Annotated in this window: 18 protein-coding genes; 8 read left to right on the top strand and 10 right to left on the bottom strand. The window is 72.3% G+C overall.

The genetic code is table 11. From position 1 onward, the window contains the following. The first annotated feature begins 12 nt into the window (after nucleotides 1–12). Nucleotides 13–699, top strand: a complete 687-nt coding sequence (locus tag LPA54_RS14395; protein WP_228977504.1) for a pirin family protein — start codon at nucleotides 13–15, stop codon at nucleotides 697–699. Nucleotides 700–843: 144 nt separating this feature from the next. Here LPA54_RS14395 and LPA54_RS14390 read toward each other — a convergent pair whose 3' ends face one another. After that, the gene (locus tag LPA54_RS14390; protein ID WP_228977503.1) at nucleotides 844–1,677 is read right to left on the bottom strand and encodes a serine hydrolase; all 834 of its coding nucleotides are present in this window, start codon (nucleotides 1,675–1,677) and stop codon (nucleotides 844–846) included. Between the two features lie 67 nt (nucleotides 1,678–1,744). Between LPA54_RS14390 and LPA54_RS14385 the strand changes: the two genes are divergently transcribed. After that, on the top strand, nucleotides 1,745–2,221 hold the full coding sequence (locus LPA54_RS14385) for a MerR family transcriptional regulator (RefSeq protein WP_228977501.1): 477 nt from the start codon (nucleotides 1,745–1,747) through the stop codon (nucleotides 2,219–2,221). Beyond that, complete coding sequence (locus LPA54_RS14380) at nucleotides 2,218–3,237, top strand: aldo/keto reductase (protein ID WP_228977498.1); 1,020 nt, start codon at nucleotides 2,218–2,220, stop codon at nucleotides 3,235–3,237. The genes LPA54_RS14385 and LPA54_RS14380 overlap by 4 nt, the downstream gene beginning before the upstream one ends. Before the next feature lie 336 nt (nucleotides 3,238–3,573). Here the strand turns inward: LPA54_RS14380 and LPA54_RS14375 are convergent, their stop codons facing one another. From LPA54_RS14375 to LPA54_RS14345, 7 genes are all read right to left on the bottom strand, one after another. Beyond that, complete coding sequence (locus tag LPA54_RS14375) at nucleotides 3,574–4,767, bottom strand: acyltransferase (protein WP_228977497.1); 1,194 nt, start codon at nucleotides 4,765–4,767, stop codon at nucleotides 3,574–3,576. After that, nucleotides 4,764–5,795 carry an alpha/beta hydrolase gene (locus LPA54_RS14370; protein ID WP_228977495.1) on the bottom strand — a complete coding sequence of 344 codons (1,032 nt, stop codon included), beginning with the start codon at nucleotides 5,793–5,795 and terminating at the stop codon, nucleotides 4,764–4,766. The genes LPA54_RS14375 and LPA54_RS14370 overlap by 4 nt, the downstream gene beginning before the upstream one ends. A 296-nt stretch (nucleotides 5,796–6,091) precedes the next feature. Next, the gene (locus LPA54_RS14365) at nucleotides 6,092–6,772 is read right to left on the bottom strand and encodes a response regulator transcription factor (protein WP_228977492.1); all 681 of its coding nucleotides are present in this window, start codon (nucleotides 6,770–6,772) and stop codon (nucleotides 6,092–6,094) included. 19 nt (nucleotides 6,773–6,791) lie between these two features. After that, the gene (locus LPA54_RS14360; RefSeq protein ID WP_306806498.1) at nucleotides 6,792–8,069 is read right to left on the bottom strand and encodes a sensor histidine kinase; all 1,278 of its coding nucleotides are present in this window, start codon (nucleotides 8,067–8,069) and stop codon (nucleotides 6,792–6,794) included. Nucleotides 8,070–8,275: 206 nt separating this feature from the next. Next, nucleotides 8,276–9,133 carry a DUF4429 domain-containing protein gene (locus LPA54_RS14355; RefSeq protein ID WP_228977488.1) on the bottom strand — a complete coding sequence of 286 codons (858 nt, stop codon included), beginning with the start codon at nucleotides 9,131–9,133 and terminating at the stop codon, nucleotides 8,276–8,278. A gap of 91 nt (nucleotides 9,134–9,224) precedes the next feature. Continuing rightward, the gene (locus LPA54_RS14350) at nucleotides 9,225–10,433 is read right to left on the bottom strand and encodes an alpha/beta hydrolase (RefSeq protein WP_228977486.1); all 1,209 of its coding nucleotides are present in this window, start codon (nucleotides 10,431–10,433) and stop codon (nucleotides 9,225–9,227) included. Between the two features lie 138 nt (nucleotides 10,434–10,571). Next, nucleotides 10,572–11,276 (bottom strand): TetR family transcriptional regulator, encoded by a 705-nt coding sequence (locus LPA54_RS14345; RefSeq protein WP_228977484.1) that lies wholly within the window; start codon nucleotides 11,274–11,276, stop codon nucleotides 10,572–10,574. Between the two features lie 114 nt (nucleotides 11,277–11,390). On the opposite strand from LPA54_RS14345, the gene LPA54_RS14340 reads away from it, so the two are divergent. Both LPA54_RS14340 and LPA54_RS14335 read left to right on the top strand, forming a co-directional pair. Next, nucleotides 11,391–13,001, top strand: a complete 1,611-nt coding sequence (locus LPA54_RS14340) for an MFS transporter (protein ID WP_228977482.1) — start codon at nucleotides 11,391–11,393, stop codon at nucleotides 12,999–13,001. A 240-nt stretch (nucleotides 13,002–13,241) separates the two neighbouring features. Continuing rightward, entirely contained in the window at nucleotides 13,242–13,634 is a 393-nt protein-coding gene (locus tag LPA54_RS14335) for a peptidase inhibitor family I36 protein (protein WP_228977480.1), read from the top strand. Here the strand turns inward: LPA54_RS14335 and LPA54_RS14330 are convergent. Then, nucleotides 13,615–14,490 (bottom strand): potassium channel family protein, encoded by an 876-nt coding sequence (locus LPA54_RS14330; protein WP_228977478.1) that lies wholly within the window; start codon nucleotides 14,488–14,490, stop codon nucleotides 13,615–13,617. The two genes, LPA54_RS14335 and LPA54_RS14330, sit on opposite strands and share 20 nt — an antisense overlap. 72 nt (nucleotides 14,491–14,562) lie before the next feature. Next, the gene (gene aceE / locus LPA54_RS14325) at nucleotides 14,563–17,310 is read right to left on the bottom strand and encodes a pyruvate dehydrogenase (acetyl-transferring), homodimeric type (protein WP_228977476.1); all 2,748 of its coding nucleotides are present in this window, start codon (nucleotides 17,308–17,310) and stop codon (nucleotides 14,563–14,565) included. A 433-nt stretch (nucleotides 17,311–17,743) separates the two neighbouring features. On the opposite strand from aceE, the gene LPA54_RS14320 reads away from it, so the two are divergent. The 3 genes from LPA54_RS14320 (at nucleotide 17,744) to LPA54_RS14310 (ending at nucleotide 19,526) form a co-directional block, all read left to right on the top strand. Then, a complete protein-coding gene (locus LPA54_RS14320; protein ID WP_058944894.1) occupies nucleotides 17,744–18,181 on the top strand; it encodes a DUF3052 domain-containing protein in 438 nt (145 codons plus the stop codon). 103 nt (nucleotides 18,182–18,284) lie between these two features. Next, nucleotides 18,285–18,743 carry a peroxiredoxin gene (locus LPA54_RS14315; RefSeq protein WP_228977474.1) on the top strand — a complete coding sequence of 153 codons (459 nt, stop codon included), beginning with the start codon at nucleotides 18,285–18,287 and terminating at the stop codon, nucleotides 18,741–18,743. Nucleotides 18,744–18,950: 207 nt separating this feature from the next. After that, nucleotides 18,951–19,526: a TerD family protein gene (locus LPA54_RS14310; protein ID WP_228977472.1), complete on the top strand. Its 576-nt coding sequence runs from the start codon at nucleotides 18,951–18,953 to the stop codon at nucleotides 19,524–19,526. Nucleotides 19,527–19,562 lie beyond the last annotated feature (36 nt).

The following is a 19,562-nucleotide window of genomic DNA, read 5'->3' as shown; positions in this document are numbered from 1 at the left end:
GTTGGCCCCGTGATGTCCATACACAGGGCCGCCGACCGGTACCCCGGAGGGGACGCCGCCGCCGGGATCGACACCCGCCACGCCTTCTCCTTCGGCCCGCACTACGACCCCGGCAACCTCCGCTTCGGGGCGCTCGTCGCCTGCAACGAGGAGCGCCTCGCACCGGGCGCGGGCTTCGACGAGCACCCGCACAGCCACACCGAGATCGTCACCTGGGTCGTCGAGGGGGAGCTGACGCACCGCGACTCCACCGGGCACGCCACCGTCGTACGGCCCGGCGACGTCCAGCACCTGAGCGCCGCGGCGGGCGTCCGGCACGTCGAGCGCAACGACGGTGCCGCGCCGCTGACCTTCGTGCAGATGTGGCTGACGCCGCTGGAGCCCGGCGGCGAACCGTCGTACGGCATCGTGCGCGGCCTCGCCGACGCCACCCCGTACGCCGTGCCGGCCGCGGGCGCGCTGCTCCACGTGCGCCGCCCCGCCGCGGGGGAGCGCACCGCCGTCCCGGACGGCGACCTCGCCTACGTGCACGTGGTGCGCGGCCGGGTCGGGGTGGCCGGCGACGGCGCGGACGGGGAGCTGGGCGCGGGAGACTCGGCCCGGATCACCGGGGCGCGCGGTGTCGCACTGACGGCGGTGACGGCCGCCGAGGTACTGGTGTGGCAGATGAGCCACCCCGCCACGCCCGGTCGGGGCTGAGCGGGCGGGTCCGCCCGCCGCCCCGTCAGGGCGGACCGGGCGGGCCGGTCGGGCCGGTCGGGCCGGTCGGTACCGAGGGAGCCGGCGGGGGTGTCGGTGGGGGCACCGACGGGGGGTGCCGGCGTCCGGACCGAGCGGGAGGGGTCAGGCGCGGGTGGTGCCGCCGGCGCGCAGCTCGGCCAGGACCGCGTCGGTGAACGGCGGCCACGCCTCCACCGCCCACGGCCCGAAGTCGCGGTCGGTGAGTGCCACGCACGCCGCCCCGGCGCCCGGGTCCACCCACAGGAACGTCCCCGACTGCCCGAAGTGCCCGAACGTCCGCGGGGACGACGAACCCCCCGTCCAGTGCGGCGACTTGCCGTCCCGGATCTCGAAGCCGAGCCCCCAGTCGTTGGGCCGCTGGTGGCCGTAGCCGGGCAGGATGCCCGTCAGTCCCGGGTGGACCACCGTCATGGCCTCCAGCACCGTGCGCGGGTCCAGCAGCCGGGGCGCCTGGAGCTCCGCCGCGAACCGCGCGAGGTCGTCCACGGTCGACACCCCGTCCTTCGCGGCCGATCCGTCCAGGGCCGTCGACGCCATGCCGAGCGGCTCCAGCACCGCCTGGCGCAGGTACTCCCCGAACGGGATGTCCGTGGCCTTCGCCACATGGTCCGCCAGCACCTCGAAGCCGGTGTTGGAGTAGATGCGGCGCGTGCCCGGGGCGGCCATGACCCGGTCCTCGTCGAAGGCGAGACCGGAGGTGTGCGCCAGCAGGTGCCGGACGGTCGAGCCGTCGGGCCCGGCGGCCTCGTCCAGCTCGACCGCGCCCTCCTCGTAGGCGACGAGCACCGCGTACGCGGCCAGCGGCTTGGTCACCGAGGCGAGCGGGAACCGGTGCGCCGTGGGGCCGTGCGCCCCCACCACGGTGCCGTCGGCACGGACGACTGCGGCGGCCGCGTTCGGCACGGGCCAGTTCTCGATCATCGCCAGGCTCTGCATGCGGACGAGGTTACTTGCTCGCCGCGGCACTTGCTTCGAGTGCACTCCAAGGTCCTAGCGTGGGGGCATGACGGTGATCGAGAGCACTCCGCCGGCCACCCCCACCACCAGCAGCGACGTCTGCGCCGCCCCACCGCCCGCACACCCCCGCCCCGACGGGCAGGACCACTACACCATCAGCGAGGTCGCGGCGTGGACCGGCCTCAGCGCGCACACCCTGCGCTGGTACGAGCGCATCGGGCTCATGCCGCACGTCGACCGGTCGGCCACCGGCCAACGCCGCTTCACCAACCGGGACCTGGACTGGCTCGTCCTGGTCGGCAAGCTGCGGCTGACGGGCATGTCCGTCGCGGCCATGGTGCGCTACGCGGAACTGGTCCGCGCGGGGCAGCACACCTTCCATGAGCGGCGCGCCCTGCTGGAGGCGACGCGCCGCGACGTGCTCACCCGCATCGGGGAGCTCCAGGAGACCCTGGCCGTCCTCGATATGAAGATCGACATCTATGCGGGCGCCCGACCGGCGCCGGAAAGGGCAGCACGATGACCTCCGGACAGACGATCCCTCAGGTACGGCTGGGAGCGACGGGACCGCTGGTCGGCGTCCAGGGCCTCGGCGCCATGGGCATGAGCGAGTTCTACGGCGACACCGACGAGGTCGCCGCCCGCGACACCCTCGACGCCGCCCTCGAAGCCGGCGTCACCCTCATCGACACCGCCGACATCTACGGGCGGGGGGCCAACGAGGAGTTCCTCGCCCCCTTCGTCGCCGCCCACCGCGACGAGATCACCCTCGCCACGAAGTTCGCCGTCGTCCGCTCGGACGACCCCGCCCACCGCGGCCTGCGCAACGACCCGGCCTACATCAGGTCCGCCGTCGAGGGCAGCCTGCGGCGCCTCGGCGTCGACGTCATCGACCTCTACTACATGCACCGCCGCGACCCCTCCGTGCCCCTCGCCGAGTCCGTCGGCGCCATGGCCGACCTCGTGCGGGAGGGCAAGGTGAAGCACCTGGGCCTCAGCGAGGTCACCGGTGACGAACTGCGCGAAGCCCACGCCGTGCACCCGATCGCCGCCCTGCAGTCCGAGTGGTCACTGTTCTCCCGGGACGTCGAGGAGAGCGCCGTCCCCGCGGCCGCCGAACTCGGTGTCGCCCTCGTCCCCTATTCGCCGCTGGGCCGCGGCTTCCTCACCGGAGCCTTCACCGACGCCTCCAAGGAACTCTCCGAAACCGACTACCGTCACGCCCACCCCCGCTTCTCCGGTGACAACGCCCTCCGCAACGCCACCCTCCTCGAGCCCGTGCGCTCCATCGCCGCCGCCCACGACGCCACCCCAGCCCAGGTGGCCCTGGCGTGGGTGCACCAGCGGGCGGCCGTACACGGCCTGACCGTCGTCCCCATCCCCGGCACCCGCAAGCGCAGCCGCCTGCTGGAGAACACCGCCGCGACCCGCCTGATCCTCACCGAATCCGAACTCGCCCTGCTGGAGCCCATCGCCGACCAGGTCGCCGGCAGCCGGTACGCGGACATGTCCAGCACCTCCGCCGCCCGCGAGAAGTAACCCACAGCCCACCAGCCCCCACCCCTCCGGCTTCGCCCCCCGGCCTCCGTCCCACCCCACGGGCCGGAGCCGCCCCACGGGCCGGAGCCGCCCCACCGGCCGGACCCGCTCCCACGGGCCGGACCTGCTCCCACGGGCCGGACCTGCCACACCGGCCGAATCCGACCCACGGGGGGCCCGCCACACGCGGAACCCGCCGAGCCGGCCCACCTCCCGAAGGCGCCGGGCTGCACCGCGCCGCCCGAGGCGGCCGACCGGCCCCGCGCGGTGTCCGCCACCCTCGGCCGCTCGGGCCGCTCGGGCCGCATCGGGCCGCATCGGGCCGCATCGGGCCGCTCACGCCAGGCCGAGGGCGAAGGCCGTGAAGCCCGCGGCCAGGACGCCCGCCGCCGCCCGCCCCGCGTGGGTGGCCCGCGTCCAAGGGGACTCGAACCCCCGCGCGTAACGGGCTATGAGCACCAGCAGCACGGCGAACAGCGGCATCCACGCCAGCCGCGCGAGAATCCAACCGGCGGTGTCCGGCGCGGTCGTCAGGCCGGGCACCGCCCCGGCGGTCAAGGAAGCGGGCACAGCCGCGGCCAGCATCGCCGTCTGGTGCCAGCACAGGATCGTCATCGCCGACAGGTTGACCACCACCACCGGCGCCCACAGCGCCGGCCGCCGCAGCAGCGCCCCGATGCGGTCCTTCAGCAGGATCGCGGCGCCGCTCTGGGCCGCCGCCAGGGCGAGGACCAGGAGCGAGGGCGGGTGGGAGTTGGCACGATCCTGCCCGGGGACACCGACCATCGACGCCGGATAGTGGAAGAAGGCGATCAGAGCGGCGAAGAGCACGGCGCCGCCCACGAGGAGCACCCACGCCTCCCGCCGACCCATCCGGCGCTCACCCCATGACACCCCGAGCTGGTAGGCGAACAGCCAGCCCGGCAGGAGGTTGAGGACGCTCACCCACGAGGGCACGGCGTCCGCGTACGGGCCGTACCGCAGGAGGTCCACCACGGCCACCGAGGCGAGGAGCGGCGCCGCGGCCCACGGCCCCATGCGGCGGGCGGCCCGCACGCAGTAGGGCGTGAGCGCCGTGACGGCCGTGTACACGCCCACGAACCACAGCGGCTGTATCACCAGGGTCGCCCCGGTGCGCAGCGTGTCGGCCGGCACGCCCAAGGCGGAGCCGGCCACTGTCAGCGTCGCCCAGACCGCGGTGACCCCCAGGACGGGCCGGCCGAGCCGGGCGATCCTGCCGCGCAGCCACGTGCCGGTGCCTCCGGAGCGGCGACGGTAGGAGAGCACGGACGCGTAGCCGCCGACGAGGAAGAAGATGCCGAGCATCTGCAGGACCCAACTGGCGGGCGCGAGGAACCCGAAAGTCGACAGGGGACTCGCGTTGTGGATCGCCCCGTCGCCGTCGAGGGTGAAACCGCCGAGCAGCCAGTGCCCGGTCGGCACGGCGAGGAGGGCCAGGGCCCGCAGGCCGTCCACGGCGCGGTCCCGATGGGCGGGCGTGCGGAGTTCGATGCGGTCGACGAGCTTCATGCGGCGTCCCCCTGGGCGACTGCGGCGAACGCGCGGAGCGAGCTGGTGCCGGGTGCGAAGTAGCCGCTGTGCCCCTGGGCGTCCCCGGCGGGCAGCCGCCGTGCGCCGAACGGCTCCGAGGCAGGGTCGGTGCCGTGGCCCAGACCCAGGAACTCCACGTGGGGCACCTTGGAGATCCAGTCGGTGGGGTCCTTGGCGACCCACACCCGTGCGGGCGTGCGCAGGTCCCGGACGTTGGCGGCGCGCATCCCTGGCGAGCCGAACGCCACCAGGTCCTTCGCCTTCAGCTGCGGCGCGGCCAGTCCGCACACCACGGAGCCGTAGCTGTGGCAGAACAGGGAAGGCTTGGCGGCGCCCGTGGCGGCCAGCCCGTCGGTGAGGCGGGTCAACCGCTCGGCGCCAGCCTCGGCGAGGGTGCCCGTCGCGGCGTCGAGGCCGACACCGACCGGTGTGGTGTACCCGGCCCAGGCGATGACCGCGGTCCGCCCCCCCGTCGCGGTGCGGAGCTGGCGGGCCATCCCGGCGGGTGTGCCATAGGGGTCGTGGGCCCGGTCGTAGGAGCCGGCGTCGATGTCGGACCCGGGGACCACGACCGCGAGATGCCGGCTGCGCTCCAGGTCCCCGAAGACCTCGGCGACCAGGCCGCGGCCACGGGGGTCGAAGGCGAGTATCCGCCGGTCCGCCAGGTGTGCGTAGCGCGCGTCACGGCGCACCGAGAGGGCGTTGGCCTCATACCGCAGGGTCGGTGGGGCGCCGTCGAGGTTGCCCACCACGCCCGGGTGGCGCCGGGCGAGCCGCTGCCCTTCCTCCTCGCCGAGGCTGCGGAAGAACGCGGCCACCTCCGCGGGCGCGGCCCGTACCGGGTCGGGGAGCGACCGTCCGAACGAGGTGTCGCCCCGCCACGCCGAAGTGCCGGGCGGCGGGCCCGGCATGGGCTGTTGCGCGGAGCCGGACGCCCATCCCGCGGTCCCGGCGACCACGGTCGTCGCCAGTGCCGCGGCCACCAAGGTCCTCTTGTAACGGCGCATGCCGCCCCCCTCGTTCCGTCCTCGTCGGTGTGACGGGAGGAAGGTAGGAAGACGGCACCCGAGTGATCGTCACCCTCCGGAGCCAACTGCGAGGTCATACCGGGGTAGGGGGTGTCCTACGCCGCCTCCTGCCGGCGACTGCCGGCAACGCGGCCGGAGGCGGCGGGGCGGTGCCGGCGCAGGGGCGGCGGGCCGGTCGTGCCCGGGGTGAGGCGCACCCGCCGGCACGGTGGTGCGACGACCGGGCGCCCGCCGCGGACCGACGGGCGCCTCTGCCCGTGCGGCAGCCGCGGCTCCTAGGCCGCGTCGCCCGGGGTGACGAGCCCCGACTCGTACGCGAATACGACGGCCTGGGCGCGGTCCCGCAGACCGAGCTTGGCGAGGACCCGGCCGATGTGCGTCTTCACCGTCTGCTCCGCGAGGACCAGGTGCGCCGCGATCTCCTGGTTCGACAGTCCGCGGGCGATCAGTTCGAGGACTTCCGTCTCCCGTGGCGTCAGCCCGTTCAGCCTGACCGACCGCTCCTTGCGCGGAGTGGGCCGCTGGGCGGCGAAGTCCTCGATCAGCCGCCGGGTCACCGAAGGGGCGAGCAGCGCCTCGCCCGCCGCCACGACCCGGACCGCGGAGATCAGGTCCGCCGGAGGCGCGTCCTTGAGGAGGAAACCGGAGGCGCCGGCGCGCAACGCCTCGTACACGTAGTCGTCCACGTCGAACGTGGTGAGCATGAGGACCTTCGGCCGGTGCGTCACGCCGGGCGGCGGGTCGAGCAGTGCGCGCGCCGCGGCGAGTCCGTCCATCTCCGGCATCCGCACGTCCATGAGCACCACGTCCGGGTGGGTGGAGCGGCTCACCGCGACACCGGCCCGACCGTCGGGCGCCTCGCCCACCACGTCGATGTCGGGCTGCGCCGACAACAGCGCGGCGAACCCCGCCCGCACCATGGCCTGGTCGTCGACGATGATCACACGGATGGTCACGGAGGTCCCTTCTGACGGTTCAGGGCAGCGGCGTGACCAGCGGCAACCGTGCCGCGACCCGGAAGCCGCCGTCCGGCAGCGGCCCGGTGTCGAGCCGCCCGCCGGTCAACCGTACGCGCTCCCGCATGCCCACCAGGCCGTGGCCCGTCCCGGACGTCTCCAGCAGTGAAACCGGCTCCGTGGGCGGGCCGTTGACCACGAGTACGATCAGCCATTCCAGGTTGGGTGAACGGGAGATCGACACCCGGGTGCGGGCGCCCGGCGCGTGCCGCACCACGTTGGCGAGCGCCTCCTGCACTATCCGGTAGGCCGACAGGTCCACGGCCTGCGGGACGGGCCCCAAATCAGCCGCGAGCGTCAGCTCCACGGGCAGCCCGGTGCGTACCGTCGCCTCGATCAGCTGCTGCACTCGGCCGATGCCCGGCTGCGGAGCCCGCTCGCCCTCGGCGTTCTCACTGCGCAGCACCGCCAGCAGCCGTCGCATCTCGGTCAGGGACTCCCGCGCGGACGCCGCGATCGAGGAGAACTCCTCCCGCGCCGCGTCCGGCAGCCCCTCGATCCGGTACGGCGCGGAGTCCGCCTGCACGGTGATCACGGACATGTGGTGGGCGACGACGTCGTGCAGTTCCCGCGCGATGCGCGTCCGCTCCTCCAGCAGCGTCCTGCGGGAACGCTCCGCCTCGCTGATGGTCTCCTGCTCCTCGAGCCGCCGCTGCGCCACCCCGTGCTCGCGGAGCATGCCGGTTATGAGGAGAACGGCGCCGCTGAGGACGAACATCACCAGGTGGATGACGTCACCGCGGTCCTCGGTGAACACGGCGAAGCCGAATCCGACCGCGCCCGTCACGAGCCACACCCCGACCAGGGTCCGCCGCTGTTCCCGCAGCCCCACGGCGAGCATCAACGCTAGGTAGCCGACGACGACCATCGGCGTCCACGGCCACGGCCGGTCCGGCGGGAATTCCGCGTGGAGCGTCACGAGGGCGCCCACCACATCGGTGGCGAAAATGATCCACCACGCCTGGAGGGGCCTTGAGACAGCCATGAGCAGCGGCGCCGTCTGCGCCGTGGCCAGCAGGCCGGCGATGCCGCCGTTCACGCCGTAGTCGTTGATGAGGACGACGACCGTCACCGGCAGCAGCGACGCGACGAACGCGAGGGCGACCACGTACGGGACGAGCCGGACCCAGCGGGACGAGGCCTGCCCGAGCAGCGGCGCCCCCGGTTCCGTGGGCGTCGCCAGAGCGGCGCCGAACGCCCGGGACGCCTCCCGTGAGAGGTGCCGGAGGCGCGCCAAAGGCGTGAAGACACTGCCGGGCTGCGGCGCTGCCGCGCGTCCGACAGGGGCGGCCGGCTGGTCCTGCGGCGTCGAGGGGGAAGGGGGTGGGGTGCTCATGGTGCTGTCAGCCTAGGCGGGCGCCGTCCGGCGGGGCGTCATACCAGGGCGCCAGTTCCCGGCCTCATACCCCGGTATGACATCCCTGCCGGTCCCTTCGCCCCCGGCTACAGCTCCGCCAGCAGTTCGGCCTTCTTCGCCGAGAACTCCTCGTCCGTCACCAGGCCCGCCTGGTACAGCTCGCCGAGGTGCCTGATGCGGTCCGCGATGTCCGCCGGGTCACGCCGCCCGCCCACGCGGACCGGCACCGGGACCGCGCCGGTCGCGTTCCGCACGGCCTGCAGGACGGCGGCGGCGAACGGCAGCGACTCGTGCACCAGCCCGTAGCCGGAACCGAAGACGACCGCGGCGGGATCCTGATCGGCCTGGACGGGAAGCGGCTCGTCACCGGGCCGGACGAGCCGCAGACAGCCGTCGGGCGCGTCCGGCGACCGCCACTCCACGCCACTGAGCTCGCTGACGGCGACGGTCTGGTCGCCCGCCTTCCACTTGGCGGTCGAGGCGCCCGTCCAGGACCATCGGAACGACACGTTCCGGCCATCGAAGGACGCTTTGCCGTCGTAGGCCTTGAAATGCAGGGGAGGCTCGGGGGCGGTCACCAGGAAGCGCTCGGCCGGCTCGTCCCGCTCGGGGCCGAGGCGGGCGCGCAGCTCGTGCGCGTAGTACTCGGCGAGCGTCTGGCGGTCGGCGGGCAGCACCAGGCGGTAGGGGTCGCAGCCCTCTTTGAGCTGGCCGGCGGCCGCTTCCATCAACGGATCGGCGCCCGCGCGCGGCACGGCGTGGAGAACCACGGTGCCCCGCCTGCCCGGGACGAGCGCCACCGACGCCAACGCCTCGTGCGGGATGCGTCTTTCGCGCAGCGTCTGGAAGAGCTTCGGCGCGCGGATCCCCCGTTCGAAGCGGATGAGCACGGCGTCGGGTTCGAACTCCCAGGTGGCATGATTTCCGGCCAGCACATCACCCATGCGCCTCATCGTATGCGGCGTGCGCCCGCGCGTCGCCCCTGGAAGAGAAGCGGAAACGGACTACGGTGTCCGACTTCTACGCGGGTGGGAGTCACGCCGCACCGGAGAATCCGCTGTGGCAGGCGCCGTCCGCGTCGGCGCAGCTGACGCTCCCGTAGGCGCCGACACCGATCCGCGCGAAGTTGCGCAGGCTTTCCGTGCCGGGCAGGAAGTACCCGCCGTGACCCGCGGCGCCCGTGGCGGAAAGGAGCCTCGCGCCGAACTCGGGGGCCACCGGGTCGGCGCCGTGGCCCAGCCCACCGACGTCCAGGTAGGGCACCTCGGCGATCCAGTCGTCGGCGTCCCTCATGGCCCACACCCGGGCGCCGGTGTCGAGCGCGGCGGCGGTCTCGGCCCGCATGCCGGGGCTGCCGGCGACCGCGATGTCGGTCACCCGGTCGGGCAGCCGCCGCGCGGCGAGGCCGCACACCACCGAGCCGTAGCTGTGGCAGAACAACGAGACCCGCGACGTGCCGGGCAGGGCGTCGGCGAGCGCCACGAGCCGCAGGGCGCCGCTCGCCGCGAGCCGGCCGGTCGCGGCGTCCACACCGACCCCGCTCGGTGCGGTGTAGTCGGCCCACGCGATGACGGCGGTGCGGACACCGGGTGCGGCTTCGCGTTCGGCGGCGTGGAGCGACTCGGCCATGCCGTGGGGAGCCGTGTACCTGCGGGCGGTCCGCTGGTACGTCAGCAGGTTGGTGTCCACGCCCGGGACGACGACGGAGACCCGCTCGGCGCGCGCCAGGTCGCCGAAGACCTCCGCGACCCGGCCCTGCCCCGACGGGTCGAAGGCGAGGACCTGCCTGTCCCGGGACAGCAGCGCCTCGAACCGGTGGGCCCTGCGCACGGCCTCGTGCCGTCCTTCGGTGGACAGGCCCCGGTCGTCCACACGGACCCGCTCGGTGGCGAGGGCGCGGCGGAGGGTGCTGCGGTTGGCCCGGTAGCGCAGGGGCGGCGGCGCTCCGTCGAGGTTGCCGACGACGAGAGGGTGCTCGTCGGCGAGTCGGGTCCGCTGGGCGGGGCGCAGCGAGGCGAAGAACGCGGTGACCGCTGGCGGAGGGGATGACGGTGGCGGCAGGGGCCGGCCGTCGAGCCGGTCGGCGCGCCACGCGGCCGTCGCGGCGGCCCAGGTGTCGCGGGCCGCGCCGCGCGGGCGCTTGCCGCTGGTCCAGCCGGTCGTGGTGAGGAGCACGAAGACCACCGAGAGGGCCAGTACGGTCCGCCAGCCGGTGAATCGGTGGGAGGTGGGAAAAGGAGTCACTACGAGACACCCTAGGAGACGGGCGGCGGCCTCCGGGGTGTCAGTGACGCAGATCACGGTTTGGGGTGGCGCATCGGGCAAGCGTCGGTCGCGTTGCTGGTCCGTGCCGTACGGCGGTGGCCTACCGCCCCGGCGCGCTCACCCTCCTTCCGCGCCCCTCGCGGGCCTGCGGGCCGACGGGGCGGCTGTTTCGCGCCAGTCCCCGGCCAGAGCCGGACCGATGTGGTCGAGGTAGTCCTCGGTGAGGGCGCGCATCGCCTCCACGGTGGTCTCGCGCCCCTGCACCCACAGCTGCCCGGTCACGCGCATGACGCCGCTGAAGGCGGCGACGGCGACACGCGGACGGGGGTCGCTGTCGACGTCCAGCCCCTCGCGGTCCGCGACGAGTCGGGCGATGTACTCCTCCATCTCGAAGGAGCGGCGCAGGTGGACGGCGAGCAGTGGCGGCGTCGACTCGATGACCCGGAGCATGCGCAGGTGCACCTCGACCGGAACGACCTCCGTGATGGCCTCGCCGATGGTGTCCCACGCCTCGAGGACGGAGTTGCGCAGGGCGTCGAACGGGCCCTCCGCGGCGGGGCGGCCGCGGAGCGCGGCGACGAAGTGCCGCTCCACCATCTGCTGGACGGCGAAGGCGGCGTCCTCCTTGCTGGCGAAGTAGCGGAAGAAGGTCCGTTGCGAGACCGCGACGGCGTCGGCGATCTCGTCGACGGTCGTCTCCTCGTATCCCTGCGTGGTGAAGAGCTCCAGCGCGGTGCGAAGCAGGGCGGCGTGGGTGCGCTGCTTCTTCCGCTCGCGCAGCCCGGTGGCGGAGCCCGTCCCGCTCGGCTGCTCAACCGTCACTTCATGGTCCTCGTTTCGCCTCTTTCGCAGCTCAGCCTATCTGTGAGCGACGTGACAGCGGCCGTCCCGCCAATTGCTTTGTCAATTGTCAGCGACTGACATTAGCCTCGCGGTATGACTGGTCAGACCACCATCCAGAAGTCTCCGCAGAACCCGGAACCCGAGCCCGAACCGGCCAGGGGCCTGCGGGGCCACCCGTGGCTCACGCTGTTCAGCGTCGCCGTCGGTGTGATGATGGTCGCGCTCGACGGCACCATCGTCGCCATCGCCAACCCGGCGATCCAGCGGGACCTCGGCGCGACGCTCGCCGACGTCCAGTGGATCACCAACGGCTACCTGCTGGCCCTCGCCGTGGCCCTGATCACGGCCGGCAAGCTCGGCGACCGCTTCGGCCACCGCCAGACGTTCCTCATAGGCATAGCCGGTTTCGCGGCGTCGTCCGCCGCGATCGGCCTCTCGGACTCGATCGCCCTGGTCGTCGGCTTCCGTGTGCTCCAGGGCCTCTTCGGCGCCCTGCTCATGCCCGCCGCCCTCGGCCTTCTGCGCGCCACCTTCCCGGCCGAGAAGCTCAACATGGCCATCGGTATCTGGGGCATGGTCATCGGTGCATCCACGGCGGGCGGCCCGATCGTCGGCGGTCTCCTCGTCGAACACGTCAGCTGGCAGTCGGTCTTCTTCATCAACGTGCCGGTCGGCGTGGTCGCACTCGGCCTCGGTTTCGTGATCCTGAAGGACCACCGGGCGGCGAACGCCCCGCGCTCCTTCGACATCGTGGGCATCGTGCTGCTCTCCGCCGCCATGGCCTCCCTGATCTGGGGCATCATCAAGGCCGGCGAGAGCTGGGGCTGGGGCAGCGGCAAGACCTGGGGCTTCCTGCTCGGTGCGGTGATCCTCTTCGCGTTCTTCGCCCTCTGGCAGCAGAAGGTGCGCGAGCCGCTCGTCCCCCTCGGCATGTTCCGGTCCGTCCCGCTCTCCGCGGGCGTCGTCCTCATGGTCCTCATGGCCTTCGCCTTCATGGGCGGCCTGTTCTTCGTGACGTTCTACCTCCAGGGCGTCAAGGGCCTCAGCCCGGTCGACAGCGGTCTGCGCCTGCTGCCGCTCACGGCGATGATGATCGTCTCCTCGCCGCTGGCGGGCGCACTGATCACCAAGTTCGGGCCGCGCGTTCCGCTGGTCAGCGGCATGGTCTTCACCGCCGCCTCCATGTTCGGCATGCTCACGCTCACGCCGGGCACGGGCACCCTGTCGACGTCCCTCTGGTTCGCCCTGCTCGGCCTCGGTCTGGCCCCGGTCATGGTCGGCGCGACGGAGGTCATCGTGGGCAACGCGCCGCTGGAGCTCTCCGGAGTGGCCGGCGGGCTCCAGCAGGCCGCCATGCAGGTGGGTGGCGCGCTCGGCACGGCGGTGCTCGGCGCCGTCATGTCCTCCAAGGTCAGCTCCGAGTTCGGGGAGAACTGGAAGGAGGCCGGCATCCCGATCCCGCCCGCTCCGCAGCTGGAGCAGGCCGCGGAGTTCGGCACCGTCCCGGAGGAGCTCGCCAAGGCGCCGGGAATGACCCCGGACGTGCTGGCCGCGATCACCAAGGTCATCCAGGACACGTTCATGTCCGGCATGGGCCTGGCCTTCACCGTCGCCGGATGCGTGGCGATCGTCGCCGCCCTCGTCGCGACGCTGACCAAGCGCGGCGTCAACGCGGACACCGGCGGGGGCGGCGTCCACATCTGAGGCGACACCACGTCTGACTGCTCCAGGCCCCGGCATCCGTGCCGGGGCCTTCCGCGTCTCGGGTCCTGCAGCCCCGTCCGTCCCGCCCCGCGCCCGGCTCCCGCCGATTTCGTTCGGCGGACGCGGCACCATCCCCCATGCGGGTGAACCCGACCGGCAGCTCTTCCCTTCCGGCGTCACGCAGAGTCAAGCTATGGCGAGACCGAACACGGAGCGTCACCAAGCACGGGGGAGATCCACATGCGCAAGTCCACCCGCCCCTTCTTCACCGCTGCGGCCCTCGGAGTGAGCGCGGTGACCATCGCCGCCCTCTCCACGTGCGCGCCGCCCGCGGACGCCGCGCCCCCGGCCCTCGGGCCTTGCGGCAGCGGGCAGCTGTGCCTGTGGCCCAACGAGCAGTTCAAGGGCAAGCGGCAGACGCACGAGCTGGCCTCGACCGACGTCGAGAGCTGCGTCACGCTGGCGGGCGGCACCTCCGCGGCGGCGCTGGCCAACCGCACGGGACGGCCCGTCACGACGTACCAGTCGGCGACCTGCGCCGAGACGGGAGAGTTCGAGACCTACCCGGGCAGCGGCACGTGGGTGCCGCGCTCGCCCTACCAGGTGCGGGCCTTCAAGATCTGGGAGAACTGACCCCGGCGTCCGGGGTGCCGGAATCGGCTCCCGCGCCACTCACCGGCTCCGACTCCGACGCGGGGCCCGGGGCGTGCACGGACGGGGCGGTCCGCGGGCCGTCCCGGCGCCCGTCCGTCGAGGTGGCCGGCGGGTTCGTCGAGAGGCGGGCGACCTCGGCGCGGAGCTCGCGCACCTCCGAGGTCAGTGTCTCCAGGAGGGCGGTCCTGCGGCGTTCCTCGATGTCGTCCCGCTCGAAGCGGGAGATGAACCAGGCGGCGATGTTCGCCGTGACCACACCCAGCAGCGCGATGCCCGACAGCATCAGTCCGACCGCCAGCAACCGGCCGAGTCCGGTGGTCGGAGCGAGGTCGCCGTAGCCCACGGTCGTCATCGTCGTGAACGACCACCACACCGCGTCGCCCAGCGTCCGGATGTTCCCACCTGGTGCGTCCCGCTCGACCTGGAGCACCGCCAGCGAGCCGAACATCAGCAACCCCGCGACGGAACCCGCCACATACGTCGTCAGTGTGACCTGCGAGGCCATCCGGGCCCGCCGGCCCACCAGCAGGAGCGTCGAGACCAGCCGCAGCAGTCGCAGCGGCTGCAGCAGCGGAAGCGCCACCGCCAGGAGGTCCAGCCAGTGACTGCGCACAAAGAGCCAACGCGAGGGAGCGAGCCGCACCCGTACGACGTAGTCGACGGCGAACGCCGCCCACACCACCCACTCCACACCCATGCACAGCGTGCCGACCCACGGGGCCGCCTCCGTGGCGACGATCGACACCGCGTACGCGACGCCGAACGCGACCGCCAGGGCGAGCAGGGGGGCCTGTGTCCGCCGCTCCCACCGGATCTGCGCCGTCGGTTCCTTCATGCCGCGCATCGTAAGCGGCGGCCGGCGGCACGGGCGCAGTCGCACCCGGGCCGCCGGCCGCCGTACCGCCTGCTAGGCGTCGCCGCCCGCCGGGCCCGGATCGGCTGCCGACACGTCGAGCAGCTGGTAGCGGTCCACCGCCTGCTTCAGCGCCGAGCGGTCCACCTTGCCCTGCCGGGCCAGCTCCGTGAGCACCGCCAGCACGATCGACTGCGCGTCGATGTGGAAGTAGCGGCGGGCCGCGCCACGGGTGTCGGCGAAGCCGAAGCCGTCCGCCCCCAGCGAGGTGTACGGGCCGGGCACCCACCGGGAGATCTGGTCGGGAACCGACCGCATCCAGTCGGACACGGCCACGAACGGTCCCTCCGCGTTCGAGAGCTTCCGCGTCACGAAGGGGACGCGGGCCTCCTCCTCCGGGTGCAGGAGGTTGTACTCCTCGGCCTCCACCGCGTCGCGGCGCAGCTCGTTCCAGGACGTCGCCGACCACACGTCCGCGCGGACGTTCCATTCCTCGGCGAGGATGCGCTGGGCCTCCACGGCCCAGGGCACCGCCACGCCGGACGCCATGATCTGCGCCGGGATCTCCCCGGCCTCCCCGGCGCGGAACCGGTGGATGCCCTTGAGGATGCCCTCCACATCCACGTCGGCCGGCTCCGCCGGGTGCTGGATCGGCTCGTTGTAGACGGTCAGGTAGTAGAAGACGTCCTCGCCGTGCGGGTGCTCCTCCGACGAGCCGTACATCCGCCGCAACCCGTCCTGCACGATGTGCGCGATCTCGAACCCGAACGCCGGGTCGTACGCGACGCACGCCGGGTTCGTCGACGCCAGGAGCTGGGAGTGGCCGTCCGCGTGCTGCAGACCCTCACCGGTCAGTGTCGTGCGCCCGGCGGTCGCGCCCAGGACGAAACCGCGCGCGAGCTGGTCGGCCATCTGCCAGAACTGGTCACCGGTCCGCTGGAAGCCGAACATCGAGTAGAAGACGTAGACCGGGATGAGCGGCTCGCCGTGCGTCGCGTAGGCGGAGCCGGCGGCGATCAGCGAGGCGGTGCAGCCGGCCTCGGAGATGCCGTCGTGCAGCATCTGGCCCGTCGGCGACTCCTTGTACGCGAGCAGCAGCTCCCGGTCGACCGCCTCGTACTGCTGGCCCAGCGGGTTGTAGATCTTGGCGCTCGGGAAGAACGAGTCCATGCCGAAGGTGCGGTACTCGTCCGGAGCGATCAGCACGAACCGCTTGCCGATCCCCTTGTCCCGCATCAGGTCCTTCAGCAGCCGTACGAACGCCATCGTCGTGGCGATGGACTGCTGACCGGACCCCTTCTTCACCGCCGCGTACGTCTCGTCCTGCGGCAGCGGCAACGGCTCGGACCGCACGACTCGGGTCGGGACGTACCCGCCCAGCGCCTTGCGGCGGTCGTGCATGTACTGGATCTCCTCCGAGTCGCGCCCCGGGTGGAAGTACGGCGGGAGGCCGGAGTCCAGCCGGCTGTCCGGGATCGGCAGGTGCAGCCGGTCGCGGAACCGCTTGAGGTCGTCCACCGTCAGCTTCTTCATCTGGTGGGTGGCGTTGCGGCCCTCGAAGTTCGGACCGAGGGTCCAGCCCTTGACCGTCTGCGCCAGGATCACCGTCGGCTGGCCCTTGTGGGCCTTGGCCGCCGCGTACGCCGCGTAGATCTTCCGGTGGTCGTGGCCGCCGCGCCCCAGGTGCAGCAGCTGCTGGTCGCTCATCCCCTCGACCATCGCGCGCAGCCGGTGGTCGTCGCCGAAGAAGTGCTCCCGGATGTACGCGCCGGTCTCGGTGGCGTACGTCTGGAACTGCCCGTCGGGCGTCGTGTTCATCTTGTTGACCAGGGTGCCGTCCCGGTCCAGCGCCAGCAGCGGGTCCCAGGAGCGGTCCCAGATCAGCTTGATCACGTTCCAGCCGGCGCCGCGGAAGACCGACTCCAGCTCCTGGATGATCTTGCCGTTGCCCCGGACCGGGCCGTCCAGGCGCTGGAGGTTGCAGTTGACGACGAAGGTGAGGTTGTCCAGCCCCTCGCGGGCGGCGATGGTGAGCTGGCCCAGCGACTCCGGCTCGTCCATCTCGCCGTCGCCGAGGAACGCCCACACGTGCGACCGGGACGTGTCGGCGATGCCGCGCGCCTCCATGTAGCGGTTCATCCGCGCCTGGTAGATCGCCCCCAGCGGGCCCAGGCCCATGGAGACGGTCGGGAACTCCCAGAAGTCCGGCATCAGCCTGGGGTGCGGATACGACGACAGGCCGTCCGGGTACTTCGACCGCTCCTGGCGGAAGCCGTCCAGCTGGGGCTCGCTCAACCGGTCCAGCAGGAACGCCCGGGCGTAGATGCCGGGCGAGGCGTGCCCCTGGAAGAAGATCTGGTCGCCGCCGTCGCCCTCGTCCTTGCCCCGGAAGAAGTGGTTGAAGCCCACGTCGTACAGGGACGCCGAGGAGGCGAAGGTGGCGATGTGCCCGCCGACGCCGATGCCGGGGCGCTGCGCGCGGGAGACCATGACGGCAGCGTTCCACCGCGTGGCGTTGAGGATCCGGCGTTCGATCTCCTCGTTGCCGGGGAAGAACGGCTCGTCCTTGGTGGCGATCGTGTTGACGTAGTCCGAGCTGCGCATCTCGGGCACGGCCACGCGCTTCTCGCGGGCGCGCTCGATCAGCCGGAGCATGAGGTAGCGAGCCCGCTCTCGCCCCCGCTCGTCGACGGCGGCGTCGAGGGAGTCGAGCCATTCCTGGGTCTCTTCCGGATCGAAGTCCGGGACCTGGCTGGGAAGGCCGCCAATGATGATCGGGTTGCGATCGGATCCGGAAGCCACGCTGTTCCTTCGCTGTTCGAGGTGGTCACGGGGGATGCCGTGAGGGGTGGGTTGCGGTCGGGGTCTCGGCTCTGCGGTCGGCGTCGCCACCATCGTCTACCCCGAGGGCGCGCCCGTCATCTCTACCCTGGGGTAACCCGCGCCCTCCGGCCGCCCCCACGGGCGGCGGGGTGCCGGGCGCCGCCACCGTGCGCGCCCCCGAGGGGCAGCGAGGTCATACAAGCCCCTAAAGTGGGTCAAGAGGTGTGGTGCGTGTCAGAAGGCGGAGAGGACGGGTACCCGGAGTTGCGGCAGGACGGCCCCAAAAGTCACCGTTTCGGCGGTCTAGGTCGCCGGGTACTTGCGCGATCCGTCCGGCACGTGTGGACTACGCCCAATGCCACGCGCACGCGCGCGGCCCGAGAATTCTTCACCCATGATCAGGAGGCAAGCCGTGAGCGCGACCGCGGACCACGCGGAGGAGCGGACCAACCCAGCCGCAAGGCTGGGGTTCGAGCCCGGACAGGTGGTCCAGGAGATCGGCTACGACGACGATGTCGAGCAGGAGCTCCGTGAGGACATCGAGGCTGTCATCGGCCAGGAACTCGTCGACGAGGACTACGACGACGTCGCAGACGCCGTGGTGCTGTGGTTCCGCGACGACGACGGCGACCTCACGGACGCACTGGTCGACGCCATCGGCCTGATCGAGGAGGGCGGCCAGATCTGGCTGATGACGCCCAAGACCGGTCGTGACGGCTACATCGAGCCCAGCGACATCAACGAGGCCGCGCAGACCGCCGGCCTGTCGCAGACCCGGAGCATCAACGCGGGCAAGGACTGGGTCGGCACCCGCCTGGTCAGCCCGAAGGCGGCGAAGTCCAAGCGCTGACCGCCGGCTCCCACAGCCGAGGGGCCCCCGCCGAGCGATCGGCGGGGGCCTTGTTGCGTAGGGTGGGTCTCCAGCGATCCGCCCACCGAAGGGATGCGTTCACATGGCGATCGAGGTCGGCACGAAGGCCCCGGACTTCGAACTGAAGGACAACCACGGGCGCACCGTGCGTCTCGGCGACTTCCGCGGCGAGAAGAACGTCGTGCTCCTCTTCTACCCGTTCGCCTTCACCGGCGTCTGCACCGGCGAGCTCTGCGCGCTCCGCGACCAGCTGCCGCGCTTCGTCAACGAGGACACGCAGCTGCTCGCCGTCTCCAACGACTCCATCCACACCCTGCGCGTCTTCGCCGAGCAGGAGGGCCTGGAGTACCCGCTGCTGTCGGACTTCTGGCCGCACGGCGAGGTCTCCCGGGAGTACGGCGTCTTCGACGAGGAGAAGGGCTGCGCGGTCCGCGGCACCTTCATCATCGACAAGGACGGCGTCGTGCGCTGGACCGTCGTCAACGCCCTGCCGGACGCCAGGGACATCGACGACTACATCAAGGCCCTCGGCGAGCTCTGAGGGCCGACGGGGCCCGTGGGGCGGCAAGCGACCATCGTGACGGCCGGGGCCCCCGCGGCCGCGTGATCGTCCGCGGGCGCGCCCGACACCGCCGATCCGTCGGTCCAAAGCCCTGCTCACGACGGGAACCGGTCACTAGGATCCACTCGTTGATCCGATGCCAACGCACGACGGGGGCGCTGCCCCTGAAAACCAATGGAGGGACTCGTGGGAGTCAGCCTCAGCAAGGGCGGGAACGTCTCGCTGACCAAGGCCGCGCCGAATCTGACCGCGATCACGGTCGGCCTCGGCTGGGACGTCCGCACCACCACCGGTACGGACTTCGACCTGGACGCGAGCGCTCTGCTGCTGAACGACCAGGGCAAGGTCGCCGTCGACGGCAACTTCGTCTTCTTCAACAACCTGAAGAGCCCCGACGGCTCCGTCGAGCACACCGGTGACAACCTCACGGGTGAGGGCGAGGGTGACGACGAGCAGATCAAGGTCAACCTCGCGTCGGTGCCCGCCGACGTCGACAAGATCGTCTTCCCGGTCTCGATCTACGAGGCCGAGAACCGCCAGCAGTCCTTCGGCCAGGTGCGCAACGCCTTCATCCGCGTCGTGAACCAGGCGAACAACGACGAGCTGGCCCGCTACGACCTGAGCGAGGACGCCTCGACGGAGACCGCGATGGTCTTCGGCGAGCTGTACCGCCACGGCGCGGAGTGGAAGTTCCGCGCCATCGGCCAGGGCTACGCCTCCGGCCTGCGCGGCATCGCGCAGGACTTCGGCGTGAACGTCTGAGCCGTACCGGAGCTCCGTCCGGCGCCGCACCACCGG

It is taken from the genome of Streptomyces sp. DH12 (genome assembly GCF_020873895.1).
Classification (GTDB): Bacteria; Actinomycetota; Actinomycetes; order Streptomycetales; family Streptomycetaceae; genus Streptomyces.
This window is presented reverse-complemented; position numbering and strand designations above follow the sequence as displayed.

Coding starts and splice junctions, on each gene's coding strand:
- LPA54_RS14395 (WP_228977504.1), top strand. CDS start 13: ATGTCCATACACAGGGCCGCCGACCGGTACCCCGGAGGGGACGCCGCC.
- LPA54_RS14390 (WP_228977503.1), bottom strand. CDS start 1,677: ATGCAGAGCCTGGCGATGATCGAGAACTGGCCCGTGCCGAACGCGGCC.
- LPA54_RS14385 (WP_228977501.1), top strand. CDS start 1,745: ATGACGGTGATCGAGAGCACTCCGCCGGCCACCCCCACCACCAGCAGC.
- LPA54_RS14380 (WP_228977498.1), top strand. CDS start 2,218: ATGACCTCCGGACAGACGATCCCTCAGGTACGGCTGGGAGCGACGGGA.
- LPA54_RS14375 (WP_228977497.1), bottom strand. CDS start 4,767: ATGAAGCTCGTCGACCGCATCGAACTCCGCACGCCCGCCCATCGGGAC.
- LPA54_RS14370 (WP_228977495.1), bottom strand. CDS start 5,795: ATGCGCCGTTACAAGAGGACCTTGGTGGCCGCGGCACTGGCGACGACC.
- LPA54_RS14355 (WP_228977488.1), bottom strand. CDS start 9,133: ATGGGTGATGTGCTGGCCGGAAATCATGCCACCTGGGAGTTCGAACCC.
- LPA54_RS14340 (WP_228977482.1), top strand. CDS start 11,391: ATGACTGGTCAGACCACCATCCAGAAGTCTCCGCAGAACCCGGAACCC.
- LPA54_RS14335 (WP_228977480.1), top strand. CDS start 13,242: ATGCGCAAGTCCACCCGCCCCTTCTTCACCGCTGCGGCCCTCGGAGTG.
- LPA54_RS14330 (WP_228977478.1), bottom strand. CDS start 14,490: ATGAAGGAACCGACGGCGCAGATCCGGTGGGAGCGGCGGACACAGGCC.
- LPA54_RS14315 (WP_228977474.1), top strand. CDS start 18,285: ATGGCGATCGAGGTCGGCACGAAGGCCCCGGACTTCGAACTGAAGGAC.